The sequence below is a fragment of the Aggregatibacter kilianii genome (assembly GCF_003130255.1).
GTDB lineage: Bacteria > Pseudomonadota > Gammaproteobacteria > Enterobacterales > Pasteurellaceae > Aggregatibacter > Aggregatibacter kilianii.
In genome coordinates, this window is sequence record NZ_NRCN01000001.1 from 249,180 (window position 1) to 264,927 (window position 15,748).

The following is a 15,748-nucleotide window of genomic DNA, read 5'->3' on the forward strand; positions in this document are numbered from 1 at the left end:
ACTGACGTACGTTTGTGCTTATGCGTATGGCAAGCACGCTACTACTAATACTAAGTCGGACTTAGCAACCATGGATTTATGGCGTAGGTGACGTTTACGTTTTGTTGTTTTCTTAGTCAAAATATGACGTAAGTGAGATTGTTTACGCTTGAAACCACCGGAAGCAGTTTTTTTGAAACGCTTAGCAGCACCGCGTACTGTTTTAATTTTAGGCATTGTTTGATAACTCCGCATTGTTTGAGATTTTAAACTGCCACAATCTTTAATGTAATTACTATGTTGTTCTCACACCAAATCTTTGTGGCTCACATCATATAATAATCAGGCGAATAAAAGTGCGGTTGAAAAAACATTTAAATTTTTCACCGCACTTTTGTTACTTGAAATGCACTGATTATTTCTTTTTAGGGGCAAGAACCATCACCATTTGGCGACCTTCAAGTTTTCCCGGTGCCGACTCGACCACTGAAATTTCAGCCAAATCGTTTTTAATCCGTTCTAACATTTCGGTACCAATTTGTTGATGTGCCATTTCACGACCACGGAAACGCAGTGTAATTTTGGCTTTATCCCCATCTTCCAAAAAGCGAATCAGGCTGCGTAGTTTTACCTGATAGTCGCCTTCGTCTGTGCCGGGACGGAATTTAATTTCCTTCACCTGCACAACTTTCTGCTTTTTCTTCTGCTCTTTGGCAGTTTTGCTCTTTTCATAAAGGAACTTACCGTAGTTCATAATACGACAAACAGGCGGTTCCGCATTCGGACTGATTTCAACTAAATCTAAAGCGGCAGCTTCTGCCATCTCTAATGCTTGTTGAATTGGAACAATACCAACTTGCTCACCTTCTTGGTCAATCAAGCGGACTTCTTTCACTCTAATTTCATCATTAATGCGATTAGGGCGATTTACTGCTGGTGCGCGTTTTACGGTTTTAATAATGACATTCCTCTATTAATTAAGTCACAAAACTATTATTCTTGTTGCCAAGAACAGAAGTTAGATTCATATTTAATTGCTCTGATAATGAGCAAAAACGGGGCGTATTTTACAGAATTTTACCTTGTTAAGCAATAGTCGAATGCTTAGGAAAATTGATTTTAAAACCTTTTACGACAATCAATTACCTACTCCGAAAAAGCATAACAAGATTTGTCCAAGTCGTATAAAATATCACCTACCTAACGATTGGCGCCTTTGCCGTTTTACTTTTATTTTTAATTCAGGAATCAGGAGCTATTTATGAACGAGCACAAAAAAGAATATTCTTTTACCGAACAGAAAGTGCGTTGGGTTAAAAAACACACACCCAAGCTACTTTCTTTCAGTATCACTCGCCCGAAGGACTTTGATTTTATTGCCGGTCAATTTGCCAAATTAGGGTTTATGCAAGGAGATGAATACATTTCCCGTGCCTATTCCATGATTTCTACCGAAAATGCGGATCATCTGGATTTTTACGCCATCCTCATTGAAGACGGCATCATGTCAGGGCATTTTAACCAAATGCAAGCAGGCGACAGCTTATTATTAGAGAAAAAACCTATCGGGTTCTTTACCGTTAGCCGCATTCCTCAGGGTAAAGAACTTGTTTTACTCGCCACCGGTTCAGGCATTGCGCCGTTTTTGTCGATGTTAGAAAACGAAACATTATGGCAAAAAGCCGATAAAGTCGTCTTAGTGCATTCCGTTTCTTATGTAGATGATTTGGTATTTGAACAGTATTTAGCCGACTTAAAAGACCACGCTATAGTGGGGAAATATGCCAACAAATTCATCTATCAACCGGTCATTACCCGAGAGAAAATTGACGGCGCATTAAACCAAAGAATTCCGCAATTATTAGAAAACGGCGAACTAGAAAACGCGTTAAATATCACCTTTACTAAAGCCGATACCCGTTTCTTAATTTGTGGCAACCCGAATATGGTAAAAGAAAGTTACGAGAAATTAAAAGCTAAAGGCTTCGCACTTCATCGGGTACATAAAGACGGTGAAATTATGATGGAAAACGCCTTTTAAGCGTTAAAAGTGCGGTCGTTTTTTAAAGCGTTTTTAAGCAGAATTGCCGGCGCGAATCTGCCGGCACATTTGTTGCATATCGGCGGCGGTTTGATGGAAAAAATAGCGGTATGATGCGCATAAATAATTATGTTTTATGGTCTCATTCGGCAGCGAAACAAAGCGATGTTTAGGACAACCGCCCTGACAAAAATGTCGCACATCGCACTGCTGACAAATTGACGTAAGCAGTGTGAGCTTTTCCATGCCGAATTGTTGCTGCCGAGGCGATAACACAATATCTTCCAGAGATTGTTTATTTAAATTGCCGATTTTATATTCCGGATAAACATAATGATCGCAGGAATATACGTCGCCATTGGCTTCGACCACCAGAGACTTGCCACAAGTAGGCTGATGTACGCAACTGCTTGAGGGATACCCCAACCACTGCCCGAGCAAATTATCAAACTCCAACACGAAAATCTGTCCTACATCTTCTTTTTTCCATTCCTGAAAGACGTCTACCAAAAAATGCCCAAAACCGTCGCTCGGAACGGAAAAATGCGTAGTCTCGGCGGTTGCTCTATTCTTACGTTCTACTACCGGGATGAATTGCATAAACCTTGAGCCGAGCGTTTTCAGCGCTAAATACGTCTCTTTCCCTTTATGCCAGTTTTGATCGTTTACGACAGTCAGCGTATTAAAATCCACCTGATAGGTTTTCAGCAATTCCAATGCATTCACCACTTTATCAAAAGTCGGGTTGCCATTGCTTGAAATGCGATAACGATTATGTACGGCACTCAGCCCATCGATGGATAAACCAATAAGGAATTGATGTTGTTTAAAAAATTCCGCCCATTGACGATTGAGTGCCAGTCCATTAGTTTGAAAGGCATTTGTGATGGTTTTACCGTTAGCAAATTCATGTTGAAAATCCACCGCACTTTTAAAGAAATCCAACCCAAGCAATGTCGGCTCCCCGCCCTGCCAAGCAAACTCAACCCGATTTCCGGCGTGGGCTTCAATGTAATTTTTCACATAATTTCGCAAGGTGTTTCGGGACATAAAAGGCGCTTTCGACCCCAATTCATGTTCCTTCGACAAATAAAAGCAGTATTCACATTGAATATTGCAATGGAAACTGCTTGGCTTGGCCATAAGATGAAAATGTGCTTGAGGAGAGAAAAACGACATAACCTGCCTCTATTTTCCTTTGTGAGAAGGCAATAAATCGATAAATAAGCCGCTTTTCTTGAGTTCTTTGGCAATACGAATCGCCGTTTCCGTTTCACAGCCGGCATACTCGGCGATTTCACGATAAGTCCAATTATAATAAGGGAAATTTTTTGTTAGAAAGCACAGGCTATCAATCACTCGGTCAAGAGTATGCAAATAAGCACTTTTCGCTAAACGTTGCTCCGCATCTCGTAATTCATTAGCGATGGTTTGCAAAAGGAGCTTACTCATGTGCAAATTGTCGGTCAGAAAACGATCGATATTTCCCGGTTTTATTCTGATGATTTCCGCTTCGATCAGTACCTTGGCATTGCAGTGATAGCGACAATCATCAAAGTCAAACAACGTGCGAAAGCCAAAATAATCACCTTGTTTATATAAGCGGGCAAGGCTTTCTTTACCATTATTCAGAGTATGATACAGCCCGATTAACCCCTGTTTGACGTAATAAAACTCTTGCGCCTTTTCCCCTTGGTTATAAACGGTCATGCCTTTGGCAAGTTGGTGCAAATAGGTTAATTGGCAGCCTTTTAAATCCATTGGTAGGATTGCTTTAGTTTCCGTCATATCAATCATCTTCCTTGAAAGTGCGGTCTGTTTTTGAATTGTTTTTTGTTATGACGCTTATTATAAAAGAAGGCGAATAAACTCGCCTTCTTAAAATTAAACTTTCTTTTATTAAATTTCATCAATAATGCGATAGACCCAGTTTTCCAATGGATCGCCAAGCCGTTGCATTTCCGCCCGCATTTCTTCCAGCATTTCTTTTTTCACTTCCCGATAATTCGGATCATAGAATAAATTGTGCATTTCGCCCGGATCTTTGCGCACATCATATAGTTCGCACACATCGGAGGCATTAAAGACCAACTTGTAATCTTTGCGGTGCCACATACGTTGTTCAAAATACACGAAATGGCCGGCGAGTTGCGCTAACACGCCTTTACGCTCGTTATCTTTATTATCCCGCACAATCGGCAAAATACTCTCCCCTTCAAATTCCTTCGGAACCGGTTGATTGGCTAAATCGTACACGGTGGAAGTTAAGTCGTGCAAATAAACCAAGTTGTCGTCTTGCTGATTAACCCGATTAGAGCGCGGATCTTTGATGATCATCGGAATGTTGTAGGTGGTATCAAACATGAACTCGCCTTTTTCAATCATGCGGTGCGCGCCCATGGCATCACCGTGATCAGCGGTTGCCACCATAAAAGTGCGGTCATAAATTTGATTGTTTTCCAAGAACGCAAATAGCTCGCCAATGGCGTCATCAATGAGCGTAATGTAGCCCCAGAACTTGGTAATCACCTTTTTCCAATGATCTTCGCTGGCTTCCCACATTCCCCACATTTTGGAAATAGTGCGGTAATGTCCCGGTTTGCCTTCTAGCGGTTTGAAGAAACTTTCATCTAACACCACATCTTCTTTGCGGTACATGGAATAATAAGGCTCCGGCACGATACAAGGAGTGTGCGGGCCCCAGAAGTTGATCCACGCGAAGAACGGTTTACCTTCATCCAGAGATTGTTGAAGGTATTTTTTCGCTTCATCAATGATGAAATAAGGAATGGTTTGTTCTTTGCTACCGGAAAGTAAACCACACAGTTCTTGTACACGCAAATGCGGGTTATCGCCGAAATACGCACGACTTACTTCAGGAATTTCATAGCCTTTTTCTTCCAACCATTCTTTGTAACGGTTGGAATGTGTCGGCGGTTGGTTGAATACTAAGTTTTTATACACACCACTGCCCGGGTAGCCGTAGCCGTCAAAGTTATGTCCTTGAATGCCGTAATCTTCCGGCACGGATTTGGTGCCGACATGCCATTTCCCCAAGACATAAGTGTTGTATCCGCTCAGTTTGCCGATATTCGGCGCTTCTCGGCTAACCTCACCGGTTCCGCCTTTTTCACCGTTACGAATAATGCCGTGGGAAGACGGCATTAAACCCGTAAATAAAGACGTACGTGCCGGCCCACAAACCGATGCAGGCGTGAAGGCGTTATTAAAACGAATGCCGTCTTTCGCTAAGCGATCTAAGTTTGGGGTTTTGACGATTTGGTGCCCGTAAGCACCAATCATATCTTTACGAACCTGATCCAATAGAATATAGATAATGTTCATTATTTAACCTCTTTATTCCGTACAACCAACAACACGATAATTTGCAATACTGCCCACACGCCTAACACCATTAACGGATTACCGCTTTCGGAAGCCATGCCGATTGGAGAGAGGAAAGTATAAAGGGCAAGCAAACCTAAGATTAAAGATACGCTGGTGACTTTCAAATATTTCCAGTTAGTTAAATCCACGTTGCCCAAGTTTTCTTTGTTTTCTACATAAGGCTCGCGACGTAAGAATTGGCCTAAGAAAAGCATCAATACGACATCAAATACAAACAAGCCACCCATAACATACACGAAGTTAATTTTAACATTGAAAACCCAAACAATGCAGAAATACAGAATAACGTGAGCAAGTAAGGCAATACGTGCAGCTTTGCCGGAAACGGTTTTGTTAAACATCCCCACCGCGAATAAAGCCACAATCGGAATGTTCACGAAACCGGCAAAACGTTTGGTGATCAAGAAAATACCATCTGTACCGAACATCAATAACGGTGCGAAAACCATAGTCACAATCGCCATAATAGTAGAGACTTTTTTCGCATACACAATGAGCTCTTGTTCTGACCGCTCTTTTTTGCTGATAGAAGGCAGTAAGTCTTTACAATAAATAGTCGCTGCAGAGTTTAAGAAGGAGTTGAAAGTACTCAAAATTGCCCCGAACAACGCTGCAATGAAGAAACCTTGCAACCACGTCGGCAACACTTTATTTACCAACAATGGATAAGAGGCGTCTATCGGATTCACACTATCACCCAAAATATGGAAACTTAATAAGCCCGGTAAGTTTAAGATGATCGGTAAGGTCAATAAAAATAATGCCGCAATTAAAATCCCTTTTTGACCGGATTTTAAATCTTTCGCCCCCAAACAACGCTGAACGATGGCTTGGTTAGTTGTCCAGTAGAAGAAGTGTACCACCATAATACCCGTAAAAATGGTCGGCCAAGGTGTGGCATCGGTTTCACTCCCTATGGCATTCCATTTTTCAATGTGGCTCGTCGTGATGGTATTTAAACCTGCAGTAAAACTGCCTTCTCCTAAATACATCAATGCAAAGAATGGCACCAGCAACGCGCCGACAACCAAAATCACCGCATTAATCGTATCGGACACCGCAACCGCCTTCAAACCGCCGAAAATGGCATAAATCGCGCCAACCACACCAATGGCAATCACCGTATAGGTAATCGCTGCACCGTAACTCAAGCCGAATGCAGTTTCCAAATTGAAGATTTTATTAAACGCAATGGCACCGGTATAAAGTGCGGTCGGAATGACGATTAAAAGATAGAAGATTAAGAAAAGCGTGGACATGATCAAACGTGTCTGGCGGTCGAAACGGCTTTCAAAAAATTCGGGCACCGTGGTATAACCGTTACGCAAATATTTCGGCAACATATAAATCGCCAGGAAACAAAGCGGAATCACCGTCGGTACGGTCCACGCAATAATGGAAAAATTGCCTTTATAAGATACGGCATTCACGCCGATTAATTGTTCCGTAGAAAGCGAGGTCAACACCATAGAACAACCGATGACCAAACCGCTTAATCCGCGTCCTGCTAAAAAATACCCCTTGGAGGTGCTAAGGTCATCTCCCTTTGTTTTTAACCAAGAGATATACGCCACAAGCCCTGTGACCAGTAAGAAAGAAACGATCGTAACTAACATATTATTATCCCCTTTATTATTAGATACGCCGTTAGAGTAATACACCAAAATTCAAAAAACTATGATAGTTGTCATAGAGATAGCGTGAGGTTGATCACAAATTCAAAAAGAATTATAAAAATTATGAGCACGATCATAATCCGTCGAATTTATACCACACCATAATACGCAAAAAAATGAAGGGGGTTGTATTATGGCGTTGGAACTTATTGTTATTTTGATCTTTTGTGGCATGCTGACGAATTTAATGTCAGCCATCTTTGGCATTGGCGGTGGGGTGCTGATGGTGCCTATCCTCTATACCCTGTTCCCTGACTTTCCCCTTCAAATGGTCGCGGCAACATCCCTCACAATTGTGATTGGTTCATCACTGATTAATCTTTTTTATTTCTACAAACAAAAAATTCAAATCAATTACAAAGCCATGTTGTTATGGTCTCTAGGTATGATTGTAGGCGTACAACTGGGTTTTGAAGCCAGCTTTTATCTGCACGACACCATTATTATCAGTATTTTTATCATTACCTTAACGATTTTGGCACTCAGAACCTTTTTCCGTAACTCGAGTGTTAGCAATGACAACTCTGCCTCAAATGAAAATCTTAAAGGTATCGGCTTGTGCTTTTTTGGCGGCAGCATTGCCGGCATGACAGGCATCGGTGGCGGTTCCATTATGGCGCCGCTAATCGCGCAACTACGTAGTGTCTCGGCATATCAAATCGCCCCTTATACCAACTACATGATGGTGATCGGCGGGCTAGGCAGTCTGTACGGTTACTTATCAAAAAACCCACCATTCCACATTCAATACGGTTGGCAAATCGGATACGTAAATTTCACTATCGTGCTCATCGTGGTGCTAAGTTCCTTTGCAACCAGTTTTCTTTCCATGAAAATTCGCGGCATTTTACATCCTGATATTGCGAGAAAATTGCTTGGTTTGATTTTGCTGAGTATTGCGGCTTATATGTTAATTGTGCATTGGGGGAAATAGGATTTTTAACATCTAGTGGAACGGATAAAAAAGTGCGGTCATTTTTGACCGCACTTTTATGTTTTTAGCAAAGAAAACTACTCTTCACCCAACAATTTCAAATCACGATTTCTCACTTGTTTTTTCAGAATGTCTAAAAATTCTTCCACAGTGAATGTACCGAGATCTTGACCTTTACGGGTACGCACTGCCACTTTGCCGGTTTCAATTTCTTTATCACCGCAAACCAGCATATAAGGCACACGGCGTAAGGTATGTTCGCGGATTTTGAAACCGACTTTTTCGTTACGCAAATCGGTTTTCACGCGTAAACCTGCATCAGATAACTGTTTCGCCACCTTTTGCACATACTCGGATTGAGAATCGGTGATGTTCATCACAACCGCTTGTGTTGGCGCCAACCATGCAGGGAAGAAACCTGCGTATTCTTCGGTGATGATACCGATGAAACGTTCAATAGAACCTAAAATCGCACGGTGAATCATTACCGGCGTACGGCGATCATTATCTTCCGCCACATAAGAGGCGTTTAAACGGCCCGGTAGCGCAAAGTCTAATTGAATAGTACCGCACTGCCATTCACGATCTAAGCAATCGCGTAAAGCAAATTCAATTTTCGGACCGTAGAACGCGCCTTCGCCTTCTTGAATTTCATATTCAAGACCATTGTGTTTTAACGCATTCGCCAAACCTTCTTCCGCGCGATCCCACATATCATCGGCACCGATACGTTTTTCCGGACGGGTTGAAAGTTTAACGAAGATATTGGTAAAGCCAAAGGTGCTGTAAATATCGTAAACCATGCGAATACAGCTCGTCACTTCGCTTTCAATTTGATCTTCGGTACAGAAAATATGTGCATCGTCTTGGGTGAAACCGCGTACACGCATTAAACCGTGTAAAGAACCGGAAGGCTCATTACGGTGGCAAGAACCGAATTCCGCCATACGAATTGGTAAATCACGATAAGATTTTAACCCTTGGTTAAAGATTTGAACGTGTCCCGGGCAGTTCATTGGTTTAATGGCGTATTCACGGTTTTCCGATTGTGTGGTAAACATCAAATCGCCGTAGTTTTGCCAGTGGCCGGTTTTTTCCCACAACACGCGGTCCATCATGAACGGACCTTTCACTTCTTGATAATCGTATTGTTTTAATTTGGTACGTACGAAGGTTTCCAATTCGCGGAAAATGGTCCAACCATCGTTGTGCCAAAACACCATGCCCGGCGCTTCTTCTTGCATGTGGTATAAATCAAGCGCTTTACCGATTTTACGGTGGTCACGTTTCGCCGCTTCTTCCAAACGTTGCAAATAGGCATCCAGTTGTTTTTTATCTGCCCACGCCGTGCCGTAAATACGTTGCAACATTTTATTTTTGCTGTCACCGCGCCAGTAGGCTCCGGCAATTTTTTGTAATTTGAAATGATGGCAGAAACGCATATTCGGTACATGCGGGCCACGACACATATCAACATATTCTTGGTGGTGGTAAAGCGCAGGCGTAGCGGTACGTTCAATGTTTTCATCTAGAATCGCCATTTTGTACGGCTCGCCACGTTTTTCAAAAGTATCTTTTGCTTCTTGCCAACTTACCGGCGTTTTAATCACGTCGTAATTGGTTTTCGCCAATTCCAACATGCGTTTTTCAAGGGCATCAATATCTTCTTGGGTTAAAGAGCGGTCTAAATCCACGTCATAATAGAAACCGTTGTCAATCGTCGGGCCGATGGCCATTTTGACATTTGGGAACAATTGTTTAATCGCATGACCGAGCAAGTGCGCCGTGGAGTGGCGGATAATTTCCAAGCCGTCTTCATCTTTGGCGGTAATAATTTCAAGTGAGCTATCTTCGGTAATCAGATCGCAGGCATCTTTACGCTCGCCGTTAACACGACCGGCAATGGTCGCTTTGGCAAGTCCTGCGCCAATATTTTGCGCAACTTCTAATACGGTAACAGGTTTATCGAATTGACGTTGTGAACCGTCAGGTAAAGTAATAATAGGCATACATTTTCCTTATACAGTGGTCGCCCATACGCAAGGCAACTTGTTTCATTTCATTAAAAAACATTTTAAAAAAGCATCGCACTTTTATCATCCTTACAAGCGGACAAATCAAGTGCGGTGCGAAATTCTAGCATATTTTAAAATGACAACCAAATGTCCAAATTTTGACTTGAGTCACAGTAATTTTTTCCTAATCTTTTACACTATCCCTATGATTAACTAGCAAAAGGAACAAGGTATGTGGAAGTCTATTTCTCAAGTCTTAGCTGATCAATTTGGTGCTTATTATTCCATTAAAAGCAAAACCAAAATTCACACCGGTGAAATGCATGAATCTTGGATTATTGATGATGGGATTCAACCTGTTTTTGTGAAAATGAATGAAAAATCCTACCGCTCTATGTTCCGTGCCGAAGCAGATCAGTTAATCATGTTGGCTAAAACCAATACTATTCACGTACCTGAGGTGTATGGTGTAGGATGTTCGCAAAATCATAGTTTTTTGTTGCTTGAAGGCCTCAATATGCAACCCAATAATGCACAAAATATGGCAGAATTTGGTAAGCAACTTGCCCGTTTACACCAATATCAAGGCTCTGATAATTACGGTTTATCGTTCGACACTTGGCTTGGCCCACAATATCAGCCGAACGATTGGTGCAATCATTGGGGGAAATTCTTCAGTGAGCAACGTATTGGTTGGCAATTACAACTTTGTTCAGAAAAACAACTTCAATTTGGTGACACAGAAGAAATAATCAAAGCCGTAGCTGCATTATTGGCAAAACATCAGCCCAAACCATCGCTTTTACATGGCAATTTATGGATTGAAAATTGCGCGAATATTGACGAGCATACGGTCACTTATGATCCAGCTTGCTATTGGGGAGATCGGGAATGTGATTTAGCCTTTACCGAATTATTTGAACCGTTCCCAAAAGAATTCTATAAAAATTATGACCGCACTTTTCCATTAGAAGAAGGTTATCAGGAGCGAAAAATCGTTTATCAACTTTATCATCTACTTAACTTCAGTAGTCGTTTCCACGGCAATTATGTGGCATTAGCAAATAAGTTGGTAAATGATGTGTTACAACGTTATGAAAATCTTTAAAAGCAGATAAAAAAAAGAAAGGGCTTACATGCCCTTTCTTTGTATTTATTAATCTATTTTTGATATAGTGGCGCAGGTCCCATTTGACCGCCAGTTGTTTTTTCTTCTTTTAGTGCAGAACCGGAAGATGAAATTTCAACACGACGATTTGGACGTAAGCAACTAATTAACTGATTACCCTTCTCGTTGCTACAAGCCTTAACTTGGTGAGCTTCACCATAGCCTACAGCCGAAATTTGTGCATCAACACCTTTCTCTGCTAAACGTGCTTTAACACGATCTGCTCGACGTTGAGAAAGATCCATATTATAGGCTTCAGAACCTAAACGATCGGTATAACCCGCAACATTCACTTCTGTTGCTTTAGATTCCTTTAATTGTGCAGCAACTTTATCAACAACTTCTTTACCTTTTGCAGTTAATGTATATTTATCAAAATCGAATAAGAAATCTGCAGTTAAGGAGTAAGAAGAATTACCGTTACAGCCGTTTGGATACCAATAGAAATTTTGTGCATTCATATCAGAATCAAATAGGATTTTGTATTGGCATACTTTGTGTTCGCCGTTTTCGCGATAATTGAATACATAATCCCATTCACGCACGCCGAATAAACCCTCACCAAAGTGTGGACGACCAATCAAGTTATAAAGTTGGTCTTTATTCATGCCTTTTTCAATCATACGAACGTTATCCCAGTTCGGCCAAGAACCGAATTGGCTACCATCGTGATTAAATTTAGATTTTTCAAGATTTGGCCATACTAATTCGGAGCCATCAACCGGAGCACCTTCTTTAGATACTTTGCTCAAGTTACCACAAGCAACGAGAGTTGTTGCAGCGATTGCTGATAATAAAAAATGTGATAATTTCATGTGTTTACCTTTATTAGGTTAGTTAAATAAGAATCCAAGTGAACTATAGATATAATAAAAAAGCGCTATCGTTAGCTGCATCTTTCTTATCTACATAAAGAGAAGGCCTAAATAAAGCAATAAAGCAACTTCAATTTCAGGTGGATATGGTAATTGCAAAATGGATTAAAGTAAATCTGAGATTTATATTTTTTAGTCAATTTATGTAAAGAGATTATTAAAACCACGTATTACATCAAACCATTTTCATTTCTGTTTAACAGACGTAACAATAAGTTATCGGAACTCTCCTCTACTTGCTTGCCAAATTTTTGTAATAACGATTTCTTAACCGAATATTTAATTCCAATAACACGTTTTTCTTTCATTGCCTGCAATAACACATCATCACTTGTCATGATTTCATCTACCAGGTTTAAATGTAGCGCCTGTTGACCAAACCAATGTTCTCCGGTGGCAACACTATCCACATCCAAGTGCGGTCGATTTTGCGAAACAAATTGTTTGAAAAGTTGATGTATTTCCTCCAATTCTTGTTGGAATTTTTGTTTCCCTTTTTCGGTATTTTCCCCCAAGATGGTCATGGTGCGTTTATATTCGCCTGCCGTCATCACATCTACATCTACATCATGTTTTTTCAACAAACGATGAACATTTGGAATTTGCGCTACCACACCGATAGAACCGATCATTGCAAAAGGTGCTGAAATAATTTTATCGGCAACACAAGCCATCATATAACCGCCACTGGCGGCAACTTTATCCACCGCCACCGTTAATTTAATGCCATGTTGTTTTAACCGCGCCAATTGTGATGCCGCTAATCCATAACCATGCACCATACCACCGGGGCTTTCCAAACATAGCAATACTTCATCATCGTTTTTTGCCGTTTGAATAATGGCACTAATCTCCTCCCGTAATGCGGCAGTTTCTGTTGCGGCAATATCGCCTTTAAAATTTAACACATAAAGGGTTGGTTTCTGTTCATTTTCCATACCGCCTTCGCCTTTTTTACGTTGTGCTTTTAAGGCTTTTGCTTTCGCTTTTTCAGCTTTTTTCTCGACTTTTTCCGCCTCTTTCAATTCTTCTTCGGTTAAATGAAAATCCCGCAGTTTCTTACTATTTTCTTCAAATTCTTTTGATAAATCGGTAATCACCAATTCACCATGAATATGATCTTTTTTCTGTTTCATAGCCAAAATCATGGCAACTACAGCGGCAATAATCAGTAACAATGTAATCACTTCCAAAATGAATACACCATAGCCGATAAAAATATCTGACCACATAATTTTTCCTTAATTTAATACAATGCATGGAAGCCGAATTATAGAAGAACAAAGCGTTGAAAGCTATCTTCACAATAAAATGTTATTGGATTATTAACTCATTGTTGATACTGCTTTTCAGAAAATCGGCTTTATCTTTCACGAGATTTCACTAAAATCATTAGCACTGACAAGGTAAAAAACATTACGATTTTTGACCGCACTTTATTCATTACAACAAAAGGAAAAAGCATGAGCAACGTTTTAGTTTTAAAATCCAGTATTTTGGGCACTCACTCTCAAACCAACCAATTATCTGATTATTTCCTCAGCAAATTAGCCAAAGCCAATGTGATACAACGCGATTTGGCGACCAATCCATTACCTCATTTTGATAGCACCGCAACCACAGCATTACGTGGTCAACCTGCTACTGCTGAAGAAAAAGCGTTATTGGCGTTATCCGATGAATTGGTTAGCGAAATAAAAAATGCAGACCTCATCGTGATTAATGCGCCTATGTATAACTTCGGTGTACCAACACAACTAAAAAGTTATTTTGATTTTATCGCCCGCCCTCGCATCACGTTTCAATATACAGAAAAAGGGCCGGAAGGTTTGTTAAGCGGTAAAAAAGCTGTTGTCTTAGTTGCATTTGGCGGTTTCCACCAAAATCAACCAACGGATCTTGTGACGGCGTATGTAAAAACGATTTTGGTCTTTGTCGGTATTACTGACGTGCAGTTCGTTTATGTTGAAGGAATCGGCTTCGGACCTGAAGCTACTGCCAAAGCACAAAACCAGGCAAAAGCAGAAATAGATAAAATTGTGACCGCACTTTAAGGGTTATGATAGATAAACGAAAAGCACCAAAAGGTGCTTTTTGCATTTTAAAGTGCGGTCACTTTTTCTGTTGTTTTTTACAGAGAAAAGCGATGTATGAGATACACCGCTGTCTGATTAATGTAATTTTAATGATGGACGTAAAAAGCGATTCAAGTGACCGACCACAATGATTAAACCGGTTTTAAAACAACCATGTAAAGCCGCTTGGTGCATACGATAAAGGGAAACATACATCCATTGTGCAATTTTGCCTTCAATAGTCATCGAAGAACCGCCTGTTAATTTGCCACCTAATGCGCCAAATGCCGTAAATTCAGACAATGAAACTAATGATCCTTTATCATTATATTTAAATTCTTTTAGCGGTTTTCCCTCAAATAAAGCAATGATATTTTTTGCACAGAAACCGGCCATTTGGTGCGCTGCTTGAGCCTTTGGCGGAACGGGCTTACCATCCTCTTGCATAAAGAAACAACAGTCACCCATAGCAAAAATCGTATCATCTTCCGTAGTTTGCAGGGTTTTCTTGACAACTAATTGGTTAATTCGATTAACTTCTAAGCCATCAAAATTCTGGGTAATAGACGAAGTGCGAATACCTGCCGACCACACAATTAAATCAGCCGGAATTTGGCTGCCATCTTTGGTTATCAAACATTTTTTGTTCGCCTCAACGATCATGGTATTGGTTTTTACCTTTACCCCTAATTTACTTAATTCTTCCGTTGCGTCATTAGAAATGCGCTCCGGTAACGCCGGTAAAATACGCGGCCCCGCCTCAACCAAGGTGACTTTTAAACAACTGCTATCAATTTCGCCATAACCATAAGAAGAAAGATGCTCTGCGGCATTATACAGCTCGGCAGAAAGCTCCACGCCCGTCGCCCCCGCGCCCACAATGGCAATATTAATGTGACCGTCTTCGGCTAATTGTTGTTTGCTTTCTCCTTCCCCAATATCATCCAAGGCTTGGTTTTCACGGAATTTAAGGAATAACTCCAACATTTTGTGTTGAAAGCGCATGGCTTGTGCCGAACTATCTAAAAAGATGCAGTTTTCCGCTACACCTTTGGTATTGAAATCATTGGATTTACTGCCAATGGCAATCACTAAATAATCATAGGGAATTCGGCGGGATACAACGATAGTATCGCCATCTTCACCATACACCGGTGCCAGTTCTACATATTTGTGCTGACGGTTTAAACCAACCATAGCACCTTGCTCGAAATGAAAATGATGGTTGTGCGCATGTGCACGATAGCTTAATGCCTCTACGCCATCATCCAACGCACCAGTGGCCAATTCGTGTAATAACGGTTTCCATAAATGGGTCTGGTTACGATCAATTAACGTCACATTAGCGCGTTTTTTACGTCCTAACTTGTTTCCTAAATAAGTTGCCAACTCTAAACCGCCGGCTCCACCGCCTACAACAACGATGTTTTTCATAAATACCTCTAAACAAAAATAATAAAATCATGTAATTTTTAATTAACAATATTTTAACACTTGTTTATGTTTGTTGTTTAGCGATGATTTGTGAAAAACAACAAAATAACTCATTACAGTTAAATAAGAGGAATAAAAAAAGG

14 protein-coding genes are annotated in these 15,748 nt (G+C 40.7%); 4 read left to right on the forward strand and 10 right to left on the reverse strand.

Annotated elements, in window-relative coordinates; all coding sequences use genetic code 11:
• Window positions 1-18: 18 nt before the first annotated feature.
• Both rpmI and infC read right to left on the reverse strand, forming a co-directional pair.
• Window positions 19-216, reverse strand: coding sequence for a 50S ribosomal protein L35 (rpmI, locus tag DK428_RS01055; RefSeq protein WP_005542274.1), 198 nt, complete (start codon window positions 214-216; stop codon window positions 19-21).
• A 178-nt stretch (window positions 217-394) separates the two neighbouring features.
• Window positions 395-940, reverse strand: a complete 546-nt coding sequence (gene infC, locus DK428_RS01060) for a translation initiation factor IF-3 (RefSeq protein ID WP_425266344.1) — start codon at window positions 938-940, stop codon at window positions 395-397.
• A 300-nt stretch (window positions 941-1,240) separates the two neighbouring features.
• On the opposite strand from infC, the gene DK428_RS01065 reads away from it, so the two are divergent.
• On the forward strand, window positions 1,241-2,020 hold the full coding sequence (locus DK428_RS01065) for a ferredoxin--NADP reductase (protein ID WP_109064108.1): 780 nt from the start codon (window positions 1,241-1,243) through the stop codon (window positions 2,018-2,020).
• A 33-nt stretch (window positions 2,021-2,053) separates the two neighbouring features.
• On the opposite strand, the gene DK428_RS01070 is transcribed toward DK428_RS01065, so the two are convergent.
• The 4 genes from DK428_RS01070 to DK428_RS01085 form a co-directional block, all read right to left on the reverse strand.
• Window positions 2,054-3,199 carry an anaerobic sulfatase maturase gene (locus tag DK428_RS01070; RefSeq protein ID WP_109064109.1) on the reverse strand — a complete coding sequence of 382 codons (1,146 nt, stop codon included), beginning with the start codon at window positions 3,197-3,199 and terminating at the stop codon, window positions 2,054-2,056.
• Between the two features lie 9 nt (window positions 3,200-3,208).
• Complete coding sequence (locus DK428_RS01075) at window positions 3,209-3,808, reverse strand: Crp/Fnr family transcriptional regulator (protein ID WP_109064137.1); 600 nt, start codon at window positions 3,806-3,808, stop codon at window positions 3,209-3,211.
• Between the two features lie 111 nt (window positions 3,809-3,919).
• On the reverse strand, window positions 3,920-5,365 hold the full coding sequence (locus DK428_RS01080; protein WP_109092114.1) for a sulfatase family protein: 1,446 nt from the start codon (window positions 5,363-5,365) through the stop codon (window positions 3,920-3,922).
• Complete coding sequence (locus tag DK428_RS01085; protein ID WP_109064111.1) at window positions 5,365-7,044, reverse strand: solute:sodium symporter family transporter; 1,680 nt, start codon at window positions 7,042-7,044, stop codon at window positions 5,365-5,367. The genes DK428_RS01080 and DK428_RS01085 overlap by 1 nt, the downstream gene beginning before the upstream one ends.
• A gap of 193 nt (window positions 7,045-7,237) precedes the next feature.
• Here DK428_RS01085 and DK428_RS01090 point away from each other — a divergent pair, with 193 nt between their 5' ends.
• Window positions 7,238-8,038 (forward strand): sulfite exporter TauE/SafE family protein, encoded by an 801-nt coding sequence (locus tag DK428_RS01090; RefSeq protein ID WP_109064112.1) that lies wholly within the window; start codon window positions 7,238-7,240, stop codon window positions 8,036-8,038.
• A gap of 77 nt (window positions 8,039-8,115) precedes the next feature.
• On the opposite strand, the gene thrS is transcribed toward DK428_RS01090, so the two are convergent.
• On the reverse strand, window positions 8,116-10,047 hold the full coding sequence (gene thrS / locus DK428_RS01095) for a threonine--tRNA ligase (protein ID WP_109064113.1): 1,932 nt from the start codon (window positions 10,045-10,047) through the stop codon (window positions 8,116-8,118).
• Between the two features lie 238 nt (window positions 10,048-10,285).
• On the opposite strand from thrS, the gene DK428_RS01105 reads away from it, so the two are divergent.
• Entirely contained in the window at window positions 10,286-11,161 is an 876-nt protein-coding gene (locus DK428_RS01105; protein WP_109064114.1) for a fructosamine kinase family protein, read from the forward strand.
• Window positions 11,162-11,214: 53 nt separating this feature from the next.
• Here the strand turns inward: DK428_RS01105 and DK428_RS01110 are convergent, their stop codons facing one another.
• Together DK428_RS01110 and sohB are read right to left on the reverse strand one after the other, a co-directional pair.
• The gene (locus DK428_RS01110) at window positions 11,215-12,036 is read right to left on the reverse strand and encodes an OmpA family protein (protein WP_109090000.1); all 822 of its coding nucleotides are present in this window, start codon (window positions 12,034-12,036) and stop codon (window positions 11,215-11,217) included.
• Window positions 12,037-12,266: 230 nt separating this feature from the next.
• Window positions 12,267-13,328 carry a protease SohB gene (gene sohB / locus DK428_RS01115; RefSeq protein WP_109064116.1) on the reverse strand — a complete coding sequence of 354 codons (1,062 nt, stop codon included), beginning with the start codon at window positions 13,326-13,328 and terminating at the stop codon, window positions 12,267-12,269.
• 231 nt (window positions 13,329-13,559) lie between these two features.
• Here sohB and DK428_RS01120 point away from each other — a divergent pair, with 231 nt between their 5' ends.
• Window positions 13,560-14,150, forward strand: coding sequence for an FMN-dependent NADH-azoreductase (locus tag DK428_RS01120; RefSeq protein WP_109064117.1), 591 nt, complete (start codon window positions 13,560-13,562; stop codon window positions 14,148-14,150).
• 117 nt (window positions 14,151-14,267) lie between these two features.
• Here DK428_RS01120 and DK428_RS01125 read toward each other — a convergent pair whose 3' ends face one another.
• Window positions 14,268-15,605: an NAD(P)/FAD-dependent oxidoreductase gene (locus DK428_RS01125; protein WP_109064118.1), complete on the reverse strand. Its 1,338-nt coding sequence runs from the start codon at window positions 15,603-15,605 to the stop codon at window positions 14,268-14,270.
• Window positions 15,606-15,748: the final 143 nt, after the last annotated feature.